Origin of the sequence: Hyphomicrobium sp. MC1 (assembly GCF_000253295.1) — a bacterium.
GTDB lineage: Bacteria > Pseudomonadota > Alphaproteobacteria > Rhizobiales > Hyphomicrobiaceae > Hyphomicrobium_B.
In genome coordinates this window covers 149,482-167,358 of record NC_015717.1, presented here as the reverse complement: position 1 = coordinate 167,358, position 17,877 = coordinate 149,482, and the positions used below count along the sequence as shown (strand labels likewise).

The following is a 17,877-nucleotide window of genomic DNA, read 5'->3' as shown; positions in this document are numbered from 1 at the left end:
AAATTTGTGCTCTTGAGCTGCTCATATCCGACGCAGACATCATCCAACTCATGCTGACAAAAAAAGGAAAATACGGGCTCAAGGCCTTGGTCTATTTGGCGCGTCTCAAGCCGGGGGAAGTCGCATTGATCACCACCATCGCCGAGACCAACCAGATTCCCAAAAAGTTCCTTGAGGCGATTTTGAGCGATCTCAAGAAGGCGGCTGTGGTCCACAGCAAGAAGGGAAAGGGTGGCGGCTATTTTTTAGCTCGCCTGCCAGAGGAAATTCATATTGGGCAGGTGATCCGCGTTCTCGATGGCCCATTGGCGCCCATAGCCTGCGCCTCGCACAATTTTTTCCAGAAGTGTGAAGACTGCGTTGATGACGATACCTGCGCCATTCGTCTCACCATGCTAAATGTCCGAAACGCTATCGCCAGCGTTCTCGACAACCAAACGCTGGCGGAACTTCGCGACCTGCCGCGGCAGCAACGCAAAGCGAAACGAACAACCCGCTAGGGTTTGCCAGCTTCTATCCACGCGACAAGACGATCAATGCCGACGACTGCCGGATTCTCAGTCGTGATATCCGGAAGGTCCTCGGTGAAGTCATGGATCAACCGGATAGCACCGGCGTGGAACTGTCCTAGCTCCGCGATGAGACGCTCGCCTGCAGCTTTGAGATCGGCTGCTGGGACGACCCGGTTGAGAAGTCCAAGCCGAACCGCCTCGTCTGCAGAAACATCACGTCCTGTGTAAATCAGCTCCTTCGCGACCTTCGGGCCGACGTATTCGGACAAATAGGTCAATACCACCAGCGGCGCGAGACCATGCTTGATCTCGTTAAATCCAAGCACCGCATCATCCGAGCCCACGGATATATCCGCATGAAGTGCCAACCCGCTACCGAACCCCATCGCACGGCCCTGAATAAGCGCAATGCTCACCCCTGGAAATGACTGTAACCGGCTGTTGGCTTGAAGGATAAGCTTCAGGCTATCTCGGCGGCTCACATTTTCAAGCTTTTCGCTTTGATCGCGCCCGAGCGTAAAGTCGGGTCCGGTCGCATCGAGAAGTAAAATCGCGGCGCCGCTGTTCTCGGCAGATGTCAAAGCCGCGATGAAATCGAGCATTAGCTGATAGGTGAACTTATTCCCCGTCTCTGGTGTATCAAGCGTAATACGAGCGACGCAGTTGGCGGTCTTGTAACGTATCATGGAAATCCCTTAGCCCAAGGTTTGAGCGAAGCGTATCGCTGCGATAGTCAAGTTGAAAAACGTTGCGTCGTTGCAGCAACGGAACGACCTCATCGACGAAAGCGCGAAGCCCAGAAGGCAATTCGTCGATCATCAGGTTGAAGCCGTCCGCGGCGCCGACGCGATGCCAATTTTCAATAAAATCGGTGACCTGCTCTGGCGTCCCGACAACCTGCGGATGACCGCCCCCGTTGCGATATAGGATGTCGCGCACAGTAAGGTTTTCGGACGCACCGAGCTGAATGGCGGCGGCTTGGAATCCTCGCGATGCATTGAATTTATCATTGGCCTTTATCCGTTCGACGGGTAGCGGCTTGTCCAACTCAAGCTCCGACACCGGCAAGCCGACGCGCGACGCAAGTTTCCTGAGCTCTGCGTCGCCAGCGAGTTCATCAAGCTCTCTTTTGCGTTGTTGTGCCTCGCGCTCGGTACCGCCGATGATCGCTACCAGCCCCGGCAAAATTTTTATGCCGTTGGGATCGCGCCCTAGCAGAGCAGCTCGTTGGCGAAGATCTTTTCGAAACGCAATCGCGTCCGGCAATGTATTCTGTACGGCGAAAACAACATCGGCGACGCGGGCGGCCAAAGCTCGCCCCTCGTCAGATGAACCCGCCTGATAAAGGACGGGTCGGCCTTGAGGTGACCGCGGCAACGTGCTCGGGCCTCGCACCGAGAAAAACCGCCCAATGTGGTTCAACGCGTGCACCCGATTTCGATCGGCGAATAGGCCGGAATCTTTGTTGCCGATGAGTGCACTATCATCCCACGAATCCCATAGCGCATTGACGACATCTACAAATTCCTCTGCCTTCGCGTAGCGTTCCGCGTGCGACGGCAGTGGCCCTTTACCGAAGTTCGCTGCGACGTCGGGTATGAACGTTGTGACAATGTTCCACGCCGCACGCCCCCGACTGAGATGATCGAGAGATGCGATGCGACGTGCGAGATTGAATGGTTCATTGAACGACGTCGAAGCGGTAGCGACGAGGCCAATTCGGCTTGTCACTGCGGCAAGAGCGCCGAGGACCGCCGTGGGATCCATCGCCCCGAGATTAGGCCGCTCGAAGTTCTCTTCGCTGACCGCGAGCGTATCCGCCAGGAAAAGCGCGTGGATCTTGCCGTACTCGGCAAGCTGTGCGACCTGACGATAGTAGTCGATATTGAGATAGTCTGACGGGTTTTCGGATCGATGTCGCCACGCTCCCAGGTGCATACCGACACCCATGATCGTCGCATTTAGAATGATATCAGAACTCATGCTCGTGGCTTTCTCAAACCGCGCTCCTCGAGAAGCGGAAGAACAGCTTTGGCGAAGAAGTCCAGGTCCGGACCGTAGTCGTAGAAACCAATCTGGACGCCGTCTAATCCTGCTTCATGAAGTTCGCCGATGGCGTCGGCAACGTCGGTTGGATCACCGACGATCTGAATATGTCCGCCGAGTACGCGATCGGCAGGTACGTGCTTGGGCCAGCCGTGTGCATCACCCTTCGTATGACGATTGGTGTAGGCGGCAATCGACTCAAGATCTGCGCCGGCGACGATCGCATCGCGGTATGCATATGCCTCGTCACGCGTCTTCTTGCAGACGATGAGCGGGAAGATGATAACCTTGGCTGTGCGGCCGGTTTTTTCATACGCCCGCTTGATTTGCGCCACATGCTCCGGAAGCGCGACGATGGCATTCTCAAACACGGCCCCAGCGGGGCTTGACGTGAAGACGATATCTGCATGGCGAGCCGCATAATCAAATCCGGCCTGAGACGCGCTTGCGGAAACAAGTATGGGGCGTCCAAAGCGCGGCCGCGGCGAGATGTATGCCCCCTCGAGGTGATAGTAGTCGCCATCAAAGGTGAGATTTTCGCCTCCCACCCATAAGTCTTCCATGATCGAGGTGAACTCGTCGGCCTGCTGATAGCGTTTGTCGTGCTCAACCCGCGTCATGCCGAACATGAGCGGCTCTTTGGCGTCGTAGCCTGTGACAATGTTGAGGCCGAATCTGCCTCCAGTGATGTGATCGGCAGTGGCGGCGAACCTCGCGAGATAGAGCGGGTGTAGGCTGCCATAAAGAATGTGGACGGTTGAAATCGTCACAATGCTTTTCGTCAACGCGCCAATTGCAACCGTGGAGATGAAAGGATCGAGAAAATTCTCTCGATACTTTATTTCTCCGCCGAAGCCGCCTTTCTGCACCCACTGTTGAAGACCGAAGACAAAATCGAAGCCGTAACTCTCCGCGGTCAATGTCAGATGCTTGTTGTATTCAAAATTCCAGTCCGTTCCGCGCGGCAGCTTCGATTGCGAAAACCCTCCGGTCTGAGTGGGTAGAAAAAGACCGATCATCATCGGTTGCTTGGCTATCCGCGACAGCGGACTGTCGGGAAAGGACAAAGGCGACTTGGCCTGATGCAACCGGATTTTTTCCAACGTATGCGACGTCATTTGTGACCTGCTGCTGCGGTTTCGAGTGGAATCCATGTCTTGTCGTCGGGAACTTCGGAGCCAGGGAGAGGAAGGCCTTTGGTCTCAGGTCCGATCCACGGCGTGACCAGCAATCCGACGATGTAGCCGGAACCTAAGACGGTCGCCGCGACGCTTATACTTCCGAAGAAATGGATCGCAGCGGCGCTGAGCAACGTGCCCGCGGCAACGACAAAGCGCGTCGTGTTGAATACGAACGTGATTGCCGTGGCCCGTACCTGCGTGGGGAAGAGTTCGGCCGGGTATAGAGCCACCCAAGTCCACTGGCCCATCGTGAAAAAGCCGTTGATTGCCGCTAAAACAACGAAAAGTTGCGGAGAAGCCGGAGTGAGGAAGAGCAGTGGCACCACAACGAGTGAGCCGGCAAAATATATCATCATCGCCGGTTTGCGACCGAGCCAATCGGCCAGCACACCCATCAAGAAGTAACCTGCAAGGCCAACGACATTGTAAGCGACGACAACGGTGGTGATCGCGGTCGAAACGTTTGGAACTTTGCCAGCGAGCTGCTGAGCGGAGAAAAGCGGAATCCAGCTTGAAACGGCCCACCAGCCCATTGTCGTGCTTAGCGCCGCCAAGAAAAGTAAAATGAGGCGACGACGTAACTCGGGCGATTGAAACAGTTGGGCAAGCGTGGATTTCGTAAGTTGACGATCGCCAGCGCCAACCAGCTCGCCATTTCGAATACGCGTTCGAACATCACGTCGTTTTCTGTCGGCCGCGACCCAAATGTCGGGATCCTTAACGCGCCGTCTGACAAACAAAGACACGAGGGCGGGCGCGGCGCCGAGAATATACATCCACCGCCAATCATCCGGCGATCCCTGATTCACCGCTTGCCACGCGCCGGCGGCGACAAGAAAGCCAACGCCGAAGCTTCCTTGCAGCAAAGCGATGCCCTTGCCGCGATGTTTATCGTCCCAGATCTCGGAGACGAGCGAGCTACCCGCCCCCCATTCGGCGCCCATTCCTACGCCGGTGAGAAAACGAAGGACAAGAAACACGGCGTAATTCTGTGAAAACGCGGCAGCGCCAGCAAAAATCGAATACCAAAGAATCGAATACATCAGCACGCGCCGTCTGCCGATGTAGTCAGCCAATATTCCTGACAACAAACCACCAAAACCCCACGCAACCAGCGTGGTCGCCAGGATACCCCCGACATATATTGGGTGTGCTTGCGCTGTGCCAGGTCCGATCAACTGATTGACGATTGCCGGCGCAACTAGAACCGTCGCGAACGTCTCGTAGCCGTCGAACATCCAGCCAAGCGACGCACCTGCGAAGCCGTTGCGCTGAATCCTACGCTGATAAAGGACGGGTGAATCACTGATAGCCATGTGACGATGGTTTTCCTCTCGAGATTTGCTTTGCGGAGTTTCACCGCTTGATGCATTGGCGCGAAGCATCCCCGGAAGCGACGCGTTTCGTTTCTTTTTTTGCAGCCGTTGAATCTGATCTCGGCAAAGCGACCGTATGAGCTCGCGGCATCACATTTGCGCAACTTAACGGACGAGCCGACTACTTCATCAGAACTCAACGAAAGCGTCGCATCTCATTAGTCTACTAAATCTGTAGAGTCTATTGAATAAAAGATAGCACGATGTTAATCGCGATCTTGGGAGCTGCAGAAATTCATGCGCAGCGAGAAGTTTGGGAACACATATCGAAATGCAGAAATTGGATATTCGCCGTCCAGGAATACTCGTTCCTCCGCTGACGCCGTTTACTGCCGATTGGAAAGTTGACTACGCCGCCCTAAAAAACGGCGTCGATGCCGTTGTCGAACACAGTCAGCCAGCACTGATCATTGCGGCGGGCGTCGAAGCGCAAGAGTATCAATTCTTGCCTTTTGATGAGCGTCTCGACCTTATTCGAGCCACGATCGACGCTGTCGACGATCGTGTTCCAGTCGCCGTCGGCATTTCGCATCCATCTTTTAAAATTGCGGTCGAGCTTGCGCATTTCGCAGAGAAACACGGGGCGAAAGCTGTGCAATTGCTTGCGCCACAAAAACCAACAGGCGGCGCGGCGGCGACATCGGAACTCGTGCGCTATTTTGAGTCGGTAGGTCGCGAGACTTCCCTCCCCTTCATTCTCTACCTGAATGCTGGGCCAGGCGCGGACGTCTCGATTCCGGCGACCGTTGAACTCGCTAAACTCGAGCATATCAAACTCATCAAGGAAAGCTCCCGCGATCTTGCACGCGTCTCTCGGCTGATTGCCGAAATCGAGCACGCAGGCCTCGCCCACTATTTCACAACGATGCAGATGCTGCTGATCACACTTCAGCTCGGCGGAGCGGGCGTCACGTTACCTCCGCCTGCCTCCGAGATCGCGCATCTTCTCATCAATGCTTACCACCGTGGCGATCTCTCTCGCGCAACAGAATTGCAGCAGGTCTTCGCGACGTATCCTTCAAGATGGATGTCCTACGGGCTCGCTGCTGTCATGAAAGCGTCGGAGAACTATCTCGGCGTTCGGATTGGGCGACCATTTCCGCCCTACGACGCCATCGACGGCGTGCATTTAGAGGAACTTCACGCGTTCCTTTCGTCTCATATCGCTTCTCTCAAGGGTTATGCGCATGCTTGAAGTTCGACGGCTTTCGCTTGCCGACGCCGCTATTCTTATCCATGGCGCGATAGCGGCTTCTAATGACATCAAGGTCCCGATGTGTATCGCGGTCGCAGATGATTCCGGCCACCTCATCGATTTCAAGCGGATGGATGGCGGCAAAATCAGCAGCATATCGATCGCAGTTGACAAAGCTTTCACGGCTGCCGTCGCCCGCAAGGGAACGCACGTCTACAACCAACTTTGTGTCCCTGGCCAACCTACATTCGGCATTCACATCACTAATGGCGGCCACTTCTCCATCATCGGCGGCGGCCTGCCAGTTTTTGTGAGCGGCGAGATCGTCGGCGGAATTGGCGTCAGCTCAGGCACTGCCATTCAAGACCAGGACGTAGCCGAAGCGGCGCTCACCTACTTCTACGCGCACTCCGACTATCAGCCATGAACTACACGCGCACCATCATCCAATCGAACAATAACGCACCGCAATCCGCCCGTGGGGGGCATTTGAAAAACTTTTCAAGGGGACAACGATGACGAACAACAGACTATTATCGGGGATACTTGGCCTCGCGGTTCTTTCCGGCTCGGTTGCACCAGCCGCTGCAGTTTCCTGGACACCGCCCGGTGTCACGATGGGCCTGCCGCTGGGAGCTTCGTTCTCTCCCGGGATCTACGTTTCGAATCTCACACACTATGGCGACGGCCCCGACAAAAGCATAACAGCGGATGTTCCAGCATTCACTTGGTCTTCGGGCTGGAATTTTCTCGGCGCCTCGTACTCTGCGATAGTGATCCCCGAGGCTCTGCAGGTACAAAATAAAGTGACGTCGTCGACCAAGACCGGCCTGTTCAGTCCACTACTCATTCCCATAAGTCTGTCGTGGAATTTAGGACAAGGCTATTTTGTTTCACTAGGTGAAGGCATCTATTTTCCCTTCGATAGTGACGTCGCTTTCACGACCCCAAATAAAACGAGCGGATGGGCCGCCGAAACCCGTGTTGCCTTCAGCTACCTTAAAGACGGCTGGATCATTTCGGCGAATACGATCTATGGCGTTACCACGCCCGACGAGGTCAACCGCAGACAACCCAATTACTTCAACGTCGATTGGACAGTGGCACACGCGTTTGGCAAGTGGCAGTTCGGCGCCGTCGGCTACGGCGCGTGGGATTTGGAAGAGACCGTTACAAATGCCGCCGTCGGCCAAGGGCACATCGTCGGCATCGGCGGAATGGTCGGCTATGATTTTGGCGGAGCCAAACTTTTGTTGGAGGCGACACGTGCGGTCGACCAAGGCGGAGCAACAAATTATTCAAAAAATGACACCCACGTTTGGGCGCGACTGACTTTCCCGATTTGGAAACCGACGCCGTCCGACGCGGAAAAAACGGCCTCGCTGAAATGACCATGCGCATTCGGAAATGCGTAGCGAGATCGTTTTTCTCGTGTAATCAATAGCGCGGCAGCTACCGTTACCCAGTATCAGGATTTCGTCGCATGTCTGACTCAAGCATCGAACAAGCGGAAAGCAGCGCTGGCAGCGGTCACCTTTCACTAACTCCAGGCGAACACGAGGCGCTAAAAGAACTCGTCCGCTATCCCTTGACGGCCGCCATCTTTCAGCGCCGCTCACGTCGATTTTTTCGTGGCGCGGAAATTCCCGATGGGACGCTCAAATTTAAGTCTCGCTTCAAGCCCGAGCCGTTATCGGAGCTTGAACGACTATTGCTCGTTACGACAGTTGCAGGAAAAACCGGCTGGCATGAGAGCGTCACGAGACACGATCGTTACGCACCGCATCTGTCGAATTATCCCGGCGCTGCCGGCGGAAGAACGTTCCCTTCGGCTGCTGGGTTTCACACCACCGAAGTTTTCTTCACCGACGACAGCGGCACCTACATTTTCGAAACGCGAGATACGCCGGTGCCGGTCGAGCGCGACGCTGATGGCAGCGTCGAGCTTGAACGTCTGCTTGCAGCGCACAAGTCTCAAATCCGCCAGCTATCAGACAAACGGATTTATATCCCGAACCGCGAGCCGTATATGGAAGGGCATAACACGTGGGTCGGCAATGCGCCGGGCTCACTGCTGATCTTTCCCGTTGGAGATCTCGCACAGCATGTTCTGCTAAACATCGCGTTTTATGCGCAGAACGGTTTCACGATCTACGATGACATCAACAAACGAAAGATCCCAGGGATCGAGAAGTTCAGAGATATCGTCGATGTCGATAATCCCTATCCCCTTTCATTCCTCGACCAATATTCGTTGGCGGAGCTCTCAGCTGAACTCGCGATCGGTCCTTTTGCAGGCCAGCTATTATTGCAGGCGCTTGGTCTTGGCGGATGGATCTACGATGGGATCGACCGCCTCACCGTGCTTGGTGCCAGCGGCGATCCTCAAGTTCCAGGTCTTGGCTTTCGCTACGATACCGATCCGCGATGGCCGCAGCCTAATCCCACGGGTCTCGAAGGCGTCTTTACCGCATTCGCACCACCGCACTACAAAGATCTAAGCGAAGCGGTCGACGCGCTCGTCCTGCGCAAATTTGGCCCTGGCGGTCCCTTCAATCCCGAAACGCCGGGACCTTGGAAGGATAGCCCGACCGTACGCGCAAGCGCACAACTTCACGACGAACGCTTCAAGCGTCTCATCGCCTTACAGGCACAGTATATGTACGATACGTTTGGAAAGTTTCCGGCCACGATACCATCGGTCTATACCCTGATGTATCTGCAGGCCCATCACATCGATACTGAATACTACGATGCGCTCTTCAAACCTGGCGCTTATCTCCCCACACACGTACACCATGATGCGCATTGGCACGGCGGAGACCATCAATCGTGACGTCAAAGAGCGAGCCGCGGAACAAAAGAGCCCAGCCTTTTGCCGGGCTTCTTTTGCTGAATTTCTAATTATTGAGCGGATGCCTGCTTATCGAGCGACCAGACCTGCGCTTCGCTGGAATTAATCCGCTTTGGAAGAGCCCGTTCTGCAAAGAATGTGTCAGCTATTTTCTGTTCTTCGGTAAGATTGTCGGACGAGACAGAACGAATCTCGTAGCTCCGGCGGCTATTTGCTACCGAAATGACAGCTGAATCGAGCCCCCATGCCGGCGCAAGAATTTGGGCGGCAGCTTCAGGATTCTGCTTTACCCATTCGCCTGTTTCTTTGAGTTTTGAGTAGACAAGCTTGAGAACGTCGGACCTTGCCGCCGCGAAGCTTGACGACGCGAGATAATAGCGTTGATAGCTTGCGATACCCTCGCCGTTGGCAAGTACTCGAGCATCGGCCTGCTTCTCAACTGCCGCGACGTAAGGGTCCCAGGTGACCCAGGCGTCGACCGCACCTTTCTCAAAGGCCGCCCGGCCGTCGGCGGGCGTGAGATAGGCAGGTTGGATGTCCTTGAGCTTCAGTCCGGCCTTTGCGAGCGCCGCAATCAAAAAATAATGACTTCCCGAAGCTTTCGTGACGGCGACTTTCTTTCCCCTCAGATCGGCTACTGAATGGATTGGTGAGTTGGCCGCTACGATGAGCGCCTGCGCCGCCGGCGATGGTCCTTCACTGGCATAGTACGTCAACTTCGCACCGGCTGCCTGTGCAAAGATCGGCACAGTATCGGCAACGTCTCCCGAAAGATCTATGGCCCCGACATTGAGAGCTTCTAATAGTGGAAGACCGCTGGAGAATTCCGACCACTTCACCTTGACACCTAGTCTAGCGAGGCTTTTTTCGAGCTCCCCGTTCGCCCTTAGCACTGTGATCAGTGTTGAGGATTTCTGATAGCCGATGCGCACGGTCGTCGGTCTGTCCGCCGCTGTCGCGTTAAGAGCGTAAAAGCTCGACGTTATGCCAAGCGCGAATGCAACCTGCAAAAGCCGACGACGATCCATATAGCGATTCCTCGAAAATGTGTGCGTGCACCACTGCGCATTGAATCTTGCAATAGTAGTCATGCCCTCCCGACCGAGGACCAATACGAAAAACAGAAAAGCTAATCGCATTTTCTTGTTTGGTTTCGAGCAGCCGTCCATCCAATATGCCAGATAGCGGCGATCAACGCTCGGTGCGCAAGGCAAAGCGAAAGCTTTCCGGCGCCTTCAGCATTGATCGCCGCGGTTGGTTTTGGAAATGTCTTCAGGGTTTCTTACTTGTGACGATCGCACCTGCCGACAACGCAAATATACTTTGGTTCCTTCCGACGCATGGCGACGGCCGATACCTAGGATCGTCTGTCGGCGGCCGTGACGTCGATCTCAGCTATCTTCGCCAGATCGCTGAAGCTTCCGACAAGCTGGGGTATTACGGTGTGCTTTTGCCGACGGGTCGAAGCTGCGAAGATTCATGGGTCATTGCCTCGGCGCTTCTTCCTCAGACACGTGATCTTCGCTTTCTCGTCGCTGTGCGGCCGGGGCTTTTGTCGCCCGCCGTCGCCGCACGAATGACGGCAACGCTCGACAGAATCTCCGATGGCCGGCTTCTGATCAACGTCGTCACTGGCGGTGATCCCGTCGAGAACAAAGGCGACGGCATATTCCTTGACCACGACGAACGCTATGCGGTCACCAAGGAATTTCTTGATACCTACAAAGCGCTTCTCTCTGGCGGTCGCGTCGACTACGAAGGCCGACATATCAAAATCGAAGACGGAAGACTTCTGTTTCCGCCACTGCAGAAGCCGCACCCGCCGCTTTACTTCGGTGGCTCGTCTGATGCCGGGATCGCGGTAGCGGCCGAGACAATAGATAAATATCTGACTTGGGGCGAGCCTCCGTCCGAGGTTGCGAAGAAGATCGTTGCGGCACAGAAAGTGGCCAATGCCAAAGGCCGCAGCTTTTCCTTCGGTATTCGCCTGCACGTCATCGTCCGCGAAACAAACGATGAAGCATGGCGGGCCGCTAATGATCTTTTGAAATATCTTGACGATCAGACGCTGGCATCCGCGCAAAAGACATTCGAACGGATGGATTCCGTCGGCCAGAAGCGCATGCTCGCGCTGCATGGCGGAAGCCGGGAGAAACTGGAAGTCAGCCCCAATCTTTGGGCCGGTGTCGGGCTCGTACGTGGCGGCGCAGGAACGGCTCTCGTTGGCGACCCACAAACAGTTGCAGAGCGCATCAAGGAATACATGCGCATCGGGATCGATACATTCATCTTCTCCGGCTATCCGCACCTAGAAGAAGCGTACCGGTTCGCCGAGTTGGTGTTCCCGCACCTGCCGCTCGCGGAAACGACGCCGGGCATTCGCACACGGCGTGGCCCAATCGGAGAAACGATTGCCAACGACTTTGCTCCGGCAGAACGTCAGCGGGGCCAATCGTGACAAGGTCTGGCCACTGGCGCGCAACGACAGAGCGCCTCGTGCCCTGGCTGCTTCCGGTCGCCCTGCTGATCTTGTGGGAGGTGGGCGCGCGAACCGGCTTCATCGAAACCCGAACATTGCCCGCTCCAAGCAATGTCGCGATTGCCTTCTGGGAAAGCGCGAAAAGCGGCGAACTCGGCAGCAATGCCCTGATCAGCTTCGAGCGCGCAATTGTAGGGCTAGCAATCGGCGGCAGCCTCGGGTTCGCACTCGGCGTCCTTACCGGAGTATCCCGACGAGCGGAACTCCTTCTCGATTCCGGACTTCAGATGCTTCGGAATGTTCCGCACCTCGCCATCATTCCTATGGTCATTCTCTGGTTCGGAATTGACGAGACGGCCAAGATCTTCCTGGTCGCAATCGGCACGCTCTTCCCCATCTACCTCAATACTTATCACGGCATTCGCACGGTAGATCGCGGCTTGATCGAGATGGCAGAGGTGAACGGGCTGGGATCGTTTGCAATATTCTGGCGCGTTCTGCTTCCCGGCGCGATGCCGTCTGTGCTCGTCGGACTTCGCTACGCTCTCGGCATCATGTGGCTAACCCTTATCGTGGCCGAAACGATCTCTGCGTCGTCCGGCATAGGATACATGACAATGAACGCCCGCGAGTTTCTGCAAACAGACGTCGTCGTACTCGGCATTCTCGTCTATGCGCTGCTCGGCAAAGCCGCCGATACCGCAACGAAACTCATCGAGCGACGTGTACTCGCGTGGCATCCGGCCTACCACAATGGCGCCTCTTCCAATTAGCCAAACGTGGTATTGAAACAGGTTCCTTGATGATGCTGAAGCTACTGAATAACGCCGATGGCGTGTTTTCCTCACCGATGTCCAAAGCGCAAAACGGTGCGCGAGAACCGGCAGCCTTCGATGCCGGAAGGCATCGGGGGAAGCGCGTTGATCTCAACGATCTGCACCTTTCGTACGGTGACCGCCACGTTCTAAGGGGCTTAAATCTCGCTATTCCCGCTGGGCAATTCCTAGCAGTGGTCGGCAGATCGGGCGTCGGAAAATCGAGTCTCATGCGTCTGATCGTTGGCCTTGATAAGCCGACGAACGGCAACATTTCGATTGATGGATCCGTCGTTCAAGGATTGCAGAAATCGGTAAAGCTGCTGTTTCAAGATGCGCGCTTGCTGCCATGGCAGACGGTTCTCAGCAATGTCGGAATCGCTCGGGCGCCGGGTTGGCGCGATGCTGCGATGAATGCTCTCCGCGACGTAGGCCTCGCTGAGCGCAACAACGAATGGCCGGCAGTTCTTTCAGGCGGCCAGCGCCAGAGAGTTGCCCTTGCGCGCGTGCTCGTCGGCGAGCCCAATGTCTTATTGCTGGACGAGCCGTTCGGTGCGCTTGACGCATTGACCCGCGCCGACATGCATACGCTTCTTGAAAAACTTTGGCTTCGCGACCGCTTCACAACTGTGTTGATCACACATGACGTCGCCGAAGCTGTCGCGCTGGCAGATAGGGTCGTCGTCATGCGCGAAGGCCGCGTGACGTTCGATGTCGATGTAAATGCCGAACGGCCGCGACAGCGAACAGATGTAGAGCTTGCTGCGCTTCAAGAGCGAATATTGCGAGAAGTTTAGCGCTGCGAAGTGGAGCAATGAGCTTGGCGAAAGCGCGGAATGTCCTGATCCTTGGCGGCGGCGCAAGCGGGACGCTGTTAGCTATTCAAATTCTGCGAGCCAACACAAATATCACAATCACGTTGATAGAACGGGCGGCATCTCCAGGCAAAGGGATAGCCTACGGGTCCGGAGATCCCATTCATCTCCTCAATGTCCGCGCCTCGAATATGAGCGCCTATCCCGACATGCCGGATCACTTTGTTCACTGGCTGGACAAAAACAGCCAGGACGCCCGGGCCATAGGCGGCGAAAACTTTCGGTTTGCGTCGCGTCTGGCATTCGGCAACTACTTGAGCAGCGAATTGCAGCAGCTCAGTGCGACCACACAGCGATGTACGAACATCCAAGGCGAAGCCGTTGCGCTATCCAGATCCGCGAGCGGCATCGCCGTAACGCTTGATAATTATCGGCGCGTGAAGGGGGACGTGGCGGTCATCGCAACCGGTTACGAGCCGCCGACGATATCCGGGTTGCCGGGCGATCTCATTCCGTGGCTAAGCGTCGATGGCGCCTCCCTAAAGAAAGTTGAAAGCATCCTCCTGCTTGGGACGGGGCTTTCGACCGTCGATCAAGTGCAGTCACTGATAGCAGCGGGATACCAGGGCAAGATTTACGCGATCTCGCGACGAGGCCTGCTACCCCATGCCCATCGGCCGGTTGAACCGGCCGCAATTGCCGACGCGGACGTCCCGTACGGGCGGCGCCTCTCGAAAATATTTAGATGGTTTCGCGCACGCTCAGAACAAGCGGCGAAAACTGGCTCCGATTGGCGCGCCGTTCTCGATGGTCTTCGCCCGTACGTACAGAAAATCTGGCAGAGCTTATCCTTAGAGGATAAGGCGCGGTTTGTGAGACATGCGCGGCCCTGGTGGGATGTGCGCCGGCATCGTATGGCGCCTAAGGTCGCAGCGGCCATCGATGATCTCATAGCGCACGGAAGACTTATCATTATTCCGGCCAAGATCGTTTCGGTCACGCCGCGGGATAACGAAAACGGCTCTTTCAAAGTTTTCTTTCGCCGACGCGGAACGCATGCCGTTGAGGCCATTGAAGTCGAAGGCATCACAGACTGCACGGGCTTCAGCGTTGATGTCTCGAGAATAAAAAATCCGCTTATTCGCAGCCTTCTCGATCAGGGCCTCGCGCGTCCCGATCGTCTCGACCTCGGATTCGACGTCGACGGCGCAGCAGCGCTGATTGACCTTCGTGGCGATGCCGCTTCTGACATATTCGCCCTCGGCCCGCTGACGCGCGGAGCCTTCTGGGAAATCACCGGCATCCCGGATATTCGCGAGCAATGTGCGCAACTCGCGGCAAGACTGACCGACCCCTTGGATACGCGTGCAGTCGATGAGGGCACTCGCGCGAGTTCGGGCTGAACTCATCCAATTACAAGTCTTGTGGCTGATCGCTGTCGGCTATTCGTATGGCCTGCTCGGTAAGCCTTGGATTGCAATGCTCGATAAATCGATAGGCATAACGCCGGAGAAGCCGCCCACGGCGCACAGCGATGCTTGACGTGCTTGGTAGAAACAAGTTCGGAGCGTCTATCCTCACCAGCTTGCGATCGTGCTCGCGATCATAAGCGACGGACGCGATGATACCGACGCCCATTCCAAGTTCTGCATATGCCTTGATCACGTCAGCATCGAGAGCCGTTATCGAAATGTCGGGGGTTAAACCGGCCGCTTCGAAGGCCTGATCGATCCGTCTCCGCCCCGTCAGCCCGTCGTCATACGTGATGATCGGCCATGCGGCGATTGCAGCCAATGTCAGAGTTTTTTCTTTAGCCAACGCATGTCCGCGCGGAACCACAACAGCATGGTCCCATGTGTGATATGGGAAGGCGATGATACCGGGGTGATCATCAAGAGTATCCGTCGCGATCGCTATATCGGCATCGCCTTCACGCAGAATAGTCGGCAGATCCTTTGGGTTTGCCTGTTGCAGGTTAAGCCGAACGTCCGGAAACGTCTCTTTGAATCTCGCAATGACGGCCGGCAACGTATAGCGCGCTTGCGTATGCGTTGTCGCCACGCGCAGAATTCCTTCGTCGCCATCCGAGAAATCAGCGACCACGCGCGACAGGTTCTCGGCGTCGACGAGAATGCGCTCAACAATTTTGACGACCTCCTTTCCGGGATCTGTCAAACCAAGAAGTCGCTTTCCGTGGCGCACAAAAATCTCGACGCCAAGTTCTTGTTCGAGATCACGTATATGCTTGCTGACGCCGGACTGTGAGGTGAACAGGATGTTTGCCGCCTCGGTCAGGTTGAATCTGTGCCGCACCGTCTCACGGATAATTCTAAGTTGTTGGAAATTCATTTTCTGAGTGACCTCTGGCGTCGCGACCGGTGAACGTCTGAGATCCTTGCAAGCTATCTGCGTTTGCAGAGTCGTGAATAAACAAATTCTTCTTAGCTTATGAACGTTCCTGCTTAAGCGTTCCGAACTCCGTCGCGCCGTTTTGCATTTCGGCAATCTAAGCTTGTGATTTTTTATTCGTTTGCTTGCGCTGTTGGCTTTGGAACAACAAACACAGGCGCGCTTCTAAAATCGGGAAAACTCTTATGATCAGCCGACATATCGTCACCGGCCTCAGCCTCGCATTTGCTCTCCTCTCGGCCGCTTCAGCTTCCTCGTCGGCCGAAACAACGATATTGAACGCGTCTTATGACGTTTCCCGCGAGCTCTATAAGGACATTGACCCGGCGTTTACCGCGGAGTGGAAGCAGAAGACCGAAGAGGATGTGTCGGTCAAGCAATCGCACGGCGGCTCAACCAAGCAGGCCCGAGCCGTTGCCGAAGGTCTTGAAGCCGACGTCGTCACGCTCAATCAGCCAACCGATCTGGACTTTCTTGCGAAGAAAGGCGTCATCAATACGGACTGGCGTAAGCAGTTTCCGCATGATGCTGCTCCGTACACCACGACAAGCGTCTTTCTTGTGAGAAAAGGCAATCCCAAAGCCATCAAGGATTGGGATGATTTGATCAAATCCAGAGTGTCCGTCGTTATACCCAATCCTAAGACGTCGGGTAACGGTCGCTATACCTACTTGGCCGCCTGGGGGTACGCGAAAGAGAAATTCGGCTCTGACGAAAAGGCTCGCGACTTCGTCGCCAAACTCTTTGCCAACGTCCCCGTCTTTGACGGCGGCGGTCGCGGCGCAACGACAACGTTCACGCAACGCGGCATCGGTGACGTGCTCGTATCGTTTGAGAATGAGGCCGCACTCATCAAAGCAGAAGTCGACGGAAGCAATTTTGAAGTCGTTTATCCCTCGCTAAGCATCGAAGCAGCTCCGCCTGTCGCCATCGTGCGGCAGGTCGTCGATAAGCGCAAAACCGAGAAAGTCGCCAAAGCATACCTTGATTTTCTCTATTCCGATGAAGCGCAGCAGATCATCGCCAAGCATCACTTCCGGCCGCAAAACGCCAAAATTTTAAAAGCAGCGCACTTTCCCGAAATCCGAACGTTCAAAGTCGAAGACAAGATCGGGCCGTGGGCGGAAGTTCAGAAAGTCCACTTCTCGGACGGCGGCATCTACGACCAGATCACGGCCAGGCAGAACTAGTCGGCAAGTGTCCATATAAACGCAGTGAATGTGAACGTGACGAATAATTCTACGATCGATGTTGTGGGCCACAGTGCTCTCGACGGACCGAGTGTTCTGCCATGGGATATCGAAGCGATTGTTGCCGGACTGCGAGAGGCCCGGCGCAGAAGTCTACGGGTCGCATCCGCAGCCAATCGGCGCACACCAATTCCGTCGCCCGAGCTGCTTCAACAAGTTATCGATAGGCTCTTTGCTTCACTCTTCCCGCGCCACGCCGGCGCCGTCGACCATAGCGAGGAGGGATTGGCATTCTTCGTCGGCAGCACGCTCAACGAGGCCCTGCTTCTTTTGGTCGAGCAGATCAGGCGCGAGCACGGTTTCATCGATCCCGCACGACGCTTGGATGAAACAAGCCCACGATCCGCCGAAGGGATAGTTGCGAACTTTGCCCGCGAACTTCCGAGAATATACTCGCTTTTGGAGACGGACATCCGCGCCGCGTACGATGGCGACCCTTCTGCGAGAAGCACCGAAGAAGTGCTCCTGAGCTTTCCCGGTGTGAAAGCGATCATCTATCACCGCATTGCGCACGCGTTGTATTCTTTAGGCGCACCCGTCGTCGCGCGTATCATCGCCGAGCTCGCGCATTCGCAGACGGGAATCGACATTCACCCTGGTGCCCAGATCGGCGGAAACTTTTTCATCGATCACGGAACGGGCGTTGTGATTGGAGAGACAGTCATTATCGGTGAGCGCGTACGCATCTATCAGGCGGTGACGTTGGGGGCAAAGCGGTTCTCCGTTGATGAGCAAGGCGCGCTTGTCAAAGGAGAGCCGCGCCATCCGATCGTTGAAGACGATGTTGTGATTTACGCCGGGGCGACAATTCTCGGCCGCATCACCATTGGGCGAGGATCATCGATCGGCGGCAACGTCTGGCTCACACGAAGTGTCCCGCCTTTAAGCGCGGTGGTTCAGGCGCAAGCTCGCAGTGAAACCTTCGATCACGGAGCCGGTATATAA

17 protein-coding genes are annotated in these 17,877 nt (G+C 55.7%); 11 read left to right on the top strand and 6 right to left on the bottom strand.

Going from position 1 to position 17,877, the window contains the following annotated elements:
• The first annotated feature begins 50 nt into the window (after positions 1 to 50).
• A complete protein-coding gene (locus tag HYPMC_RS00745; protein ID WP_013945820.1) occupies positions 51 to 500 on the top strand; it encodes an Rrf2 family transcriptional regulator in 450 nt (149 codons plus the stop codon).
• Here HYPMC_RS00745 and HYPMC_RS00740 read toward each other — a convergent pair.
• Genes HYPMC_RS00740 through HYPMC_RS00725 form a run of 4 tightly spaced genes read right to left on the bottom strand, consistent with a single transcriptional unit; the run spans position 497 to position 5,055 of the window.
• Positions 497 to 1,198, bottom strand: coding sequence for an enoyl-CoA hydratase/isomerase family protein (locus tag HYPMC_RS00740; protein WP_013945819.1), 702 nt, complete (start codon positions 1,196 to 1,198; stop codon positions 497 to 499). The genes HYPMC_RS00745 and HYPMC_RS00740 overlap by 4 nt on opposite strands.
• The gene (locus HYPMC_RS00735) at positions 1,152 to 2,495 is read right to left on the bottom strand and encodes an LLM class flavin-dependent oxidoreductase (protein ID WP_013945818.1); all 1,344 of its coding nucleotides are present in this window, start codon (positions 2,493 to 2,495) and stop codon (positions 1,152 to 1,154) included. The genes HYPMC_RS00740 and HYPMC_RS00735 overlap by 47 nt, the downstream gene beginning before the upstream one ends.
• Entirely contained in the window at positions 2,492 to 3,676 is a 1,185-nt protein-coding gene (locus HYPMC_RS00730; RefSeq protein WP_013945817.1) for an LLM class flavin-dependent oxidoreductase, read from the bottom strand. The genes HYPMC_RS00735 and HYPMC_RS00730 overlap by 4 nt, the downstream gene beginning before the upstream one ends.
• Positions 3,673 to 5,055, bottom strand: coding sequence for an MFS transporter (locus tag HYPMC_RS00725; RefSeq protein WP_013945816.1), 1,383 nt, complete (start codon positions 5,053 to 5,055; stop codon positions 3,673 to 3,675). Before HYPMC_RS00725 ends, HYPMC_RS00730 begins: the two co-directional genes overlap by 4 nt.
• 331 nt (positions 5,056 to 5,386) lie before the next feature.
• On the opposite strand from HYPMC_RS00725, the gene HYPMC_RS00720 reads away from it, so the two are divergent.
• From HYPMC_RS00720 to HYPMC_RS00705, 4 genes are all read left to right on the top strand, one after another.
• Entirely contained in the window at positions 5,387 to 6,310 is a 924-nt protein-coding gene (locus tag HYPMC_RS00720) for a dihydrodipicolinate synthase family protein (protein WP_013945814.1), read from the top strand.
• Positions 6,303 to 6,737: a heme-binding protein gene (locus HYPMC_RS00715; protein WP_013945813.1), complete on the top strand. Its 435-nt coding sequence runs from the start codon at positions 6,303 to 6,305 to the stop codon at positions 6,735 to 6,737. The genes HYPMC_RS00720 and HYPMC_RS00715 overlap by 8 nt, the downstream gene beginning before the upstream one ends.
• A gap of 190 nt (positions 6,738 to 6,927) precedes the next feature.
• Positions 6,928 to 7,701: a transporter gene (locus HYPMC_RS00710; RefSeq protein WP_024275213.1), complete on the top strand. Its 774-nt coding sequence runs from the start codon at positions 6,928 to 6,930 to the stop codon at positions 7,699 to 7,701.
• A gap of 92 nt (positions 7,702 to 7,793) precedes the next feature.
• Positions 7,794 to 9,146, top strand: coding sequence for a hypothetical protein (locus HYPMC_RS00705; RefSeq protein ID WP_013945811.1), 1,353 nt, complete (start codon positions 7,794 to 7,796; stop codon positions 9,144 to 9,146).
• A gap of 68 nt (positions 9,147 to 9,214) precedes the next feature.
• On the opposite strand, the gene HYPMC_RS00700 is transcribed toward HYPMC_RS00705, so the two are convergent.
• The gene (locus HYPMC_RS00700; RefSeq protein ID WP_013945810.1) at positions 9,215 to 10,192 is read right to left on the bottom strand and encodes an aliphatic sulfonate ABC transporter substrate-binding protein; all 978 of its coding nucleotides are present in this window, start codon (positions 10,190 to 10,192) and stop codon (positions 9,215 to 9,217) included.
• A gap of 260 nt (positions 10,193 to 10,452) precedes the next feature.
• On the opposite strand from HYPMC_RS00700, the gene ssuD reads away from it, so the two are divergent.
• The 4 genes from ssuD to HYPMC_RS00680 are packed head-to-tail and all read left to right on the top strand — an operon-like array spanning position 10,453 to position 14,676.
• Positions 10,453 to 11,622 (top strand): FMNH2-dependent alkanesulfonate monooxygenase, encoded by a 1,170-nt coding sequence (gene ssuD / locus HYPMC_RS00695; RefSeq protein ID WP_244420955.1) that lies wholly within the window; start codon positions 10,453 to 10,455, stop codon positions 11,620 to 11,622.
• The gene (ssuC, locus tag HYPMC_RS00690) at positions 11,619 to 12,416 is read left to right on the top strand and encodes an aliphatic sulfonate ABC transporter permease SsuC (protein ID WP_013945808.1); all 798 of its coding nucleotides are present in this window, start codon (positions 11,619 to 11,621) and stop codon (positions 12,414 to 12,416) included. The genes ssuD and ssuC overlap by 4 nt, the downstream gene beginning before the upstream one ends.
• Before the next feature lie 29 nt (positions 12,417 to 12,445).
• Positions 12,446 to 13,255: an ABC transporter ATP-binding protein gene (locus HYPMC_RS00685; RefSeq protein WP_013945807.1), complete on the top strand. Its 810-nt coding sequence runs from the start codon at positions 12,446 to 12,448 to the stop codon at positions 13,253 to 13,255.
• 17 nt (positions 13,256 to 13,272) lie between these two features.
• The gene (locus tag HYPMC_RS00680) at positions 13,273 to 14,676 is read left to right on the top strand and encodes an FAD/NAD(P)-binding protein (protein ID WP_013945806.1); all 1,404 of its coding nucleotides are present in this window, start codon (positions 13,273 to 13,275) and stop codon (positions 14,674 to 14,676) included.
• A gap of 10 nt (positions 14,677 to 14,686) precedes the next feature.
• On the opposite strand, the gene HYPMC_RS00675 is transcribed toward HYPMC_RS00680, so the two are convergent.
• A complete protein-coding gene (locus tag HYPMC_RS00675) occupies positions 14,687 to 15,622 on the bottom strand; it encodes a CysB family HTH-type transcriptional regulator (RefSeq protein WP_013945804.1) in 936 nt (311 codons plus the stop codon).
• A gap of 245 nt (positions 15,623 to 15,867) precedes the next feature.
• On the opposite strand from HYPMC_RS00675, the gene HYPMC_RS00670 reads away from it, so the two are divergent.
• Together HYPMC_RS00670 and epsC are read left to right on the top strand one after the other, a co-directional pair.
• Positions 15,868 to 16,872, top strand: a complete 1,005-nt coding sequence (locus HYPMC_RS00670; protein ID WP_013945803.1) for a sulfate ABC transporter substrate-binding protein — start codon at positions 15,868 to 15,870, stop codon at positions 16,870 to 16,872.
• Positions 16,873 to 16,908: 36 nt separating this feature from the next.
• Complete coding sequence (gene epsC, locus HYPMC_RS00665; RefSeq protein ID WP_041300566.1) at positions 16,909 to 17,877, top strand: serine O-acetyltransferase EpsC; 969 nt, start codon at positions 16,909 to 16,911, stop codon at positions 17,875 to 17,877.

Bases quoted from the DNA above. Each gene is read 5' to 3' on its own strand.
- HYPMC_RS00700 (WP_013945810.1), bottom strand. From the start codon at position 10,192: ATGGATCGTCGTCGGCTTTTGCAGGTTGCATTCGCGCTTGGCATAACG.
- HYPMC_RS00680 (WP_013945806.1), top strand. From the start codon at position 13,273: ATGAGCTTGGCGAAAGCGCGGAATGTCCTGATCCTTGGCGGCGGCGCA.
- HYPMC_RS00685 (WP_013945807.1), top strand. From the start codon at position 12,446: ATGATGCTGAAGCTACTGAATAACGCCGATGGCGTGTTTTCCTCACCG.
- HYPMC_RS00705 (WP_013945811.1), top strand. From the start codon at position 7,794: ATGTCTGACTCAAGCATCGAACAAGCGGAAAGCAGCGCTGGCAGCGGT.
- HYPMC_RS00740 (WP_013945819.1), bottom strand. From the start codon at position 1,198: ATGATACGTTACAAGACCGCCAACTGCGTCGCTCGTATTACGCTTGAT.
- HYPMC_RS00745 (WP_013945820.1), top strand. From the start codon at position 51: ATGCTGACAAAAAAAGGAAAATACGGGCTCAAGGCCTTGGTCTATTTG.
- HYPMC_RS00725 (WP_013945816.1), bottom strand. From the start codon at position 5,055: ATGGCTATCAGTGATTCACCCGTCCTTTATCAGCGTAGGATTCAGCGC.
- HYPMC_RS00715 (WP_013945813.1), top strand. From the start codon at position 6,303: ATGCTTGAAGTTCGACGGCTTTCGCTTGCCGACGCCGCTATTCTTATC.
- HYPMC_RS00735 (WP_013945818.1), bottom strand. From the start codon at position 2,495: ATGAGTTCTGATATCATTCTAAATGCGACGATCATGGGTGTCGGTATG.
- HYPMC_RS00710 (WP_024275213.1), top strand. From the start codon at position 6,928: ATGGGCCTGCCGCTGGGAGCTTCGTTCTCTCCCGGGATCTACGTTTCG.
- HYPMC_RS00670 (WP_013945803.1), top strand. From the start codon at position 15,868: ATGATCAGCCGACATATCGTCACCGGCCTCAGCCTCGCATTTGCTCTC.
- HYPMC_RS00730 (WP_013945817.1), bottom strand. From the start codon at position 3,676: ATGACGTCGCATACGTTGGAAAAAATCCGGTTGCATCAGGCCAAGTCG.
- HYPMC_RS00720 (WP_013945814.1), top strand. From the start codon at position 5,387: ATGCAGAAATTGGATATTCGCCGTCCAGGAATACTCGTTCCTCCGCTG.
- HYPMC_RS00675 (WP_013945804.1), bottom strand. From the start codon at position 15,622: ATGAATTTCCAACAACTTAGAATTATCCGTGAGACGGTGCGGCACAGA.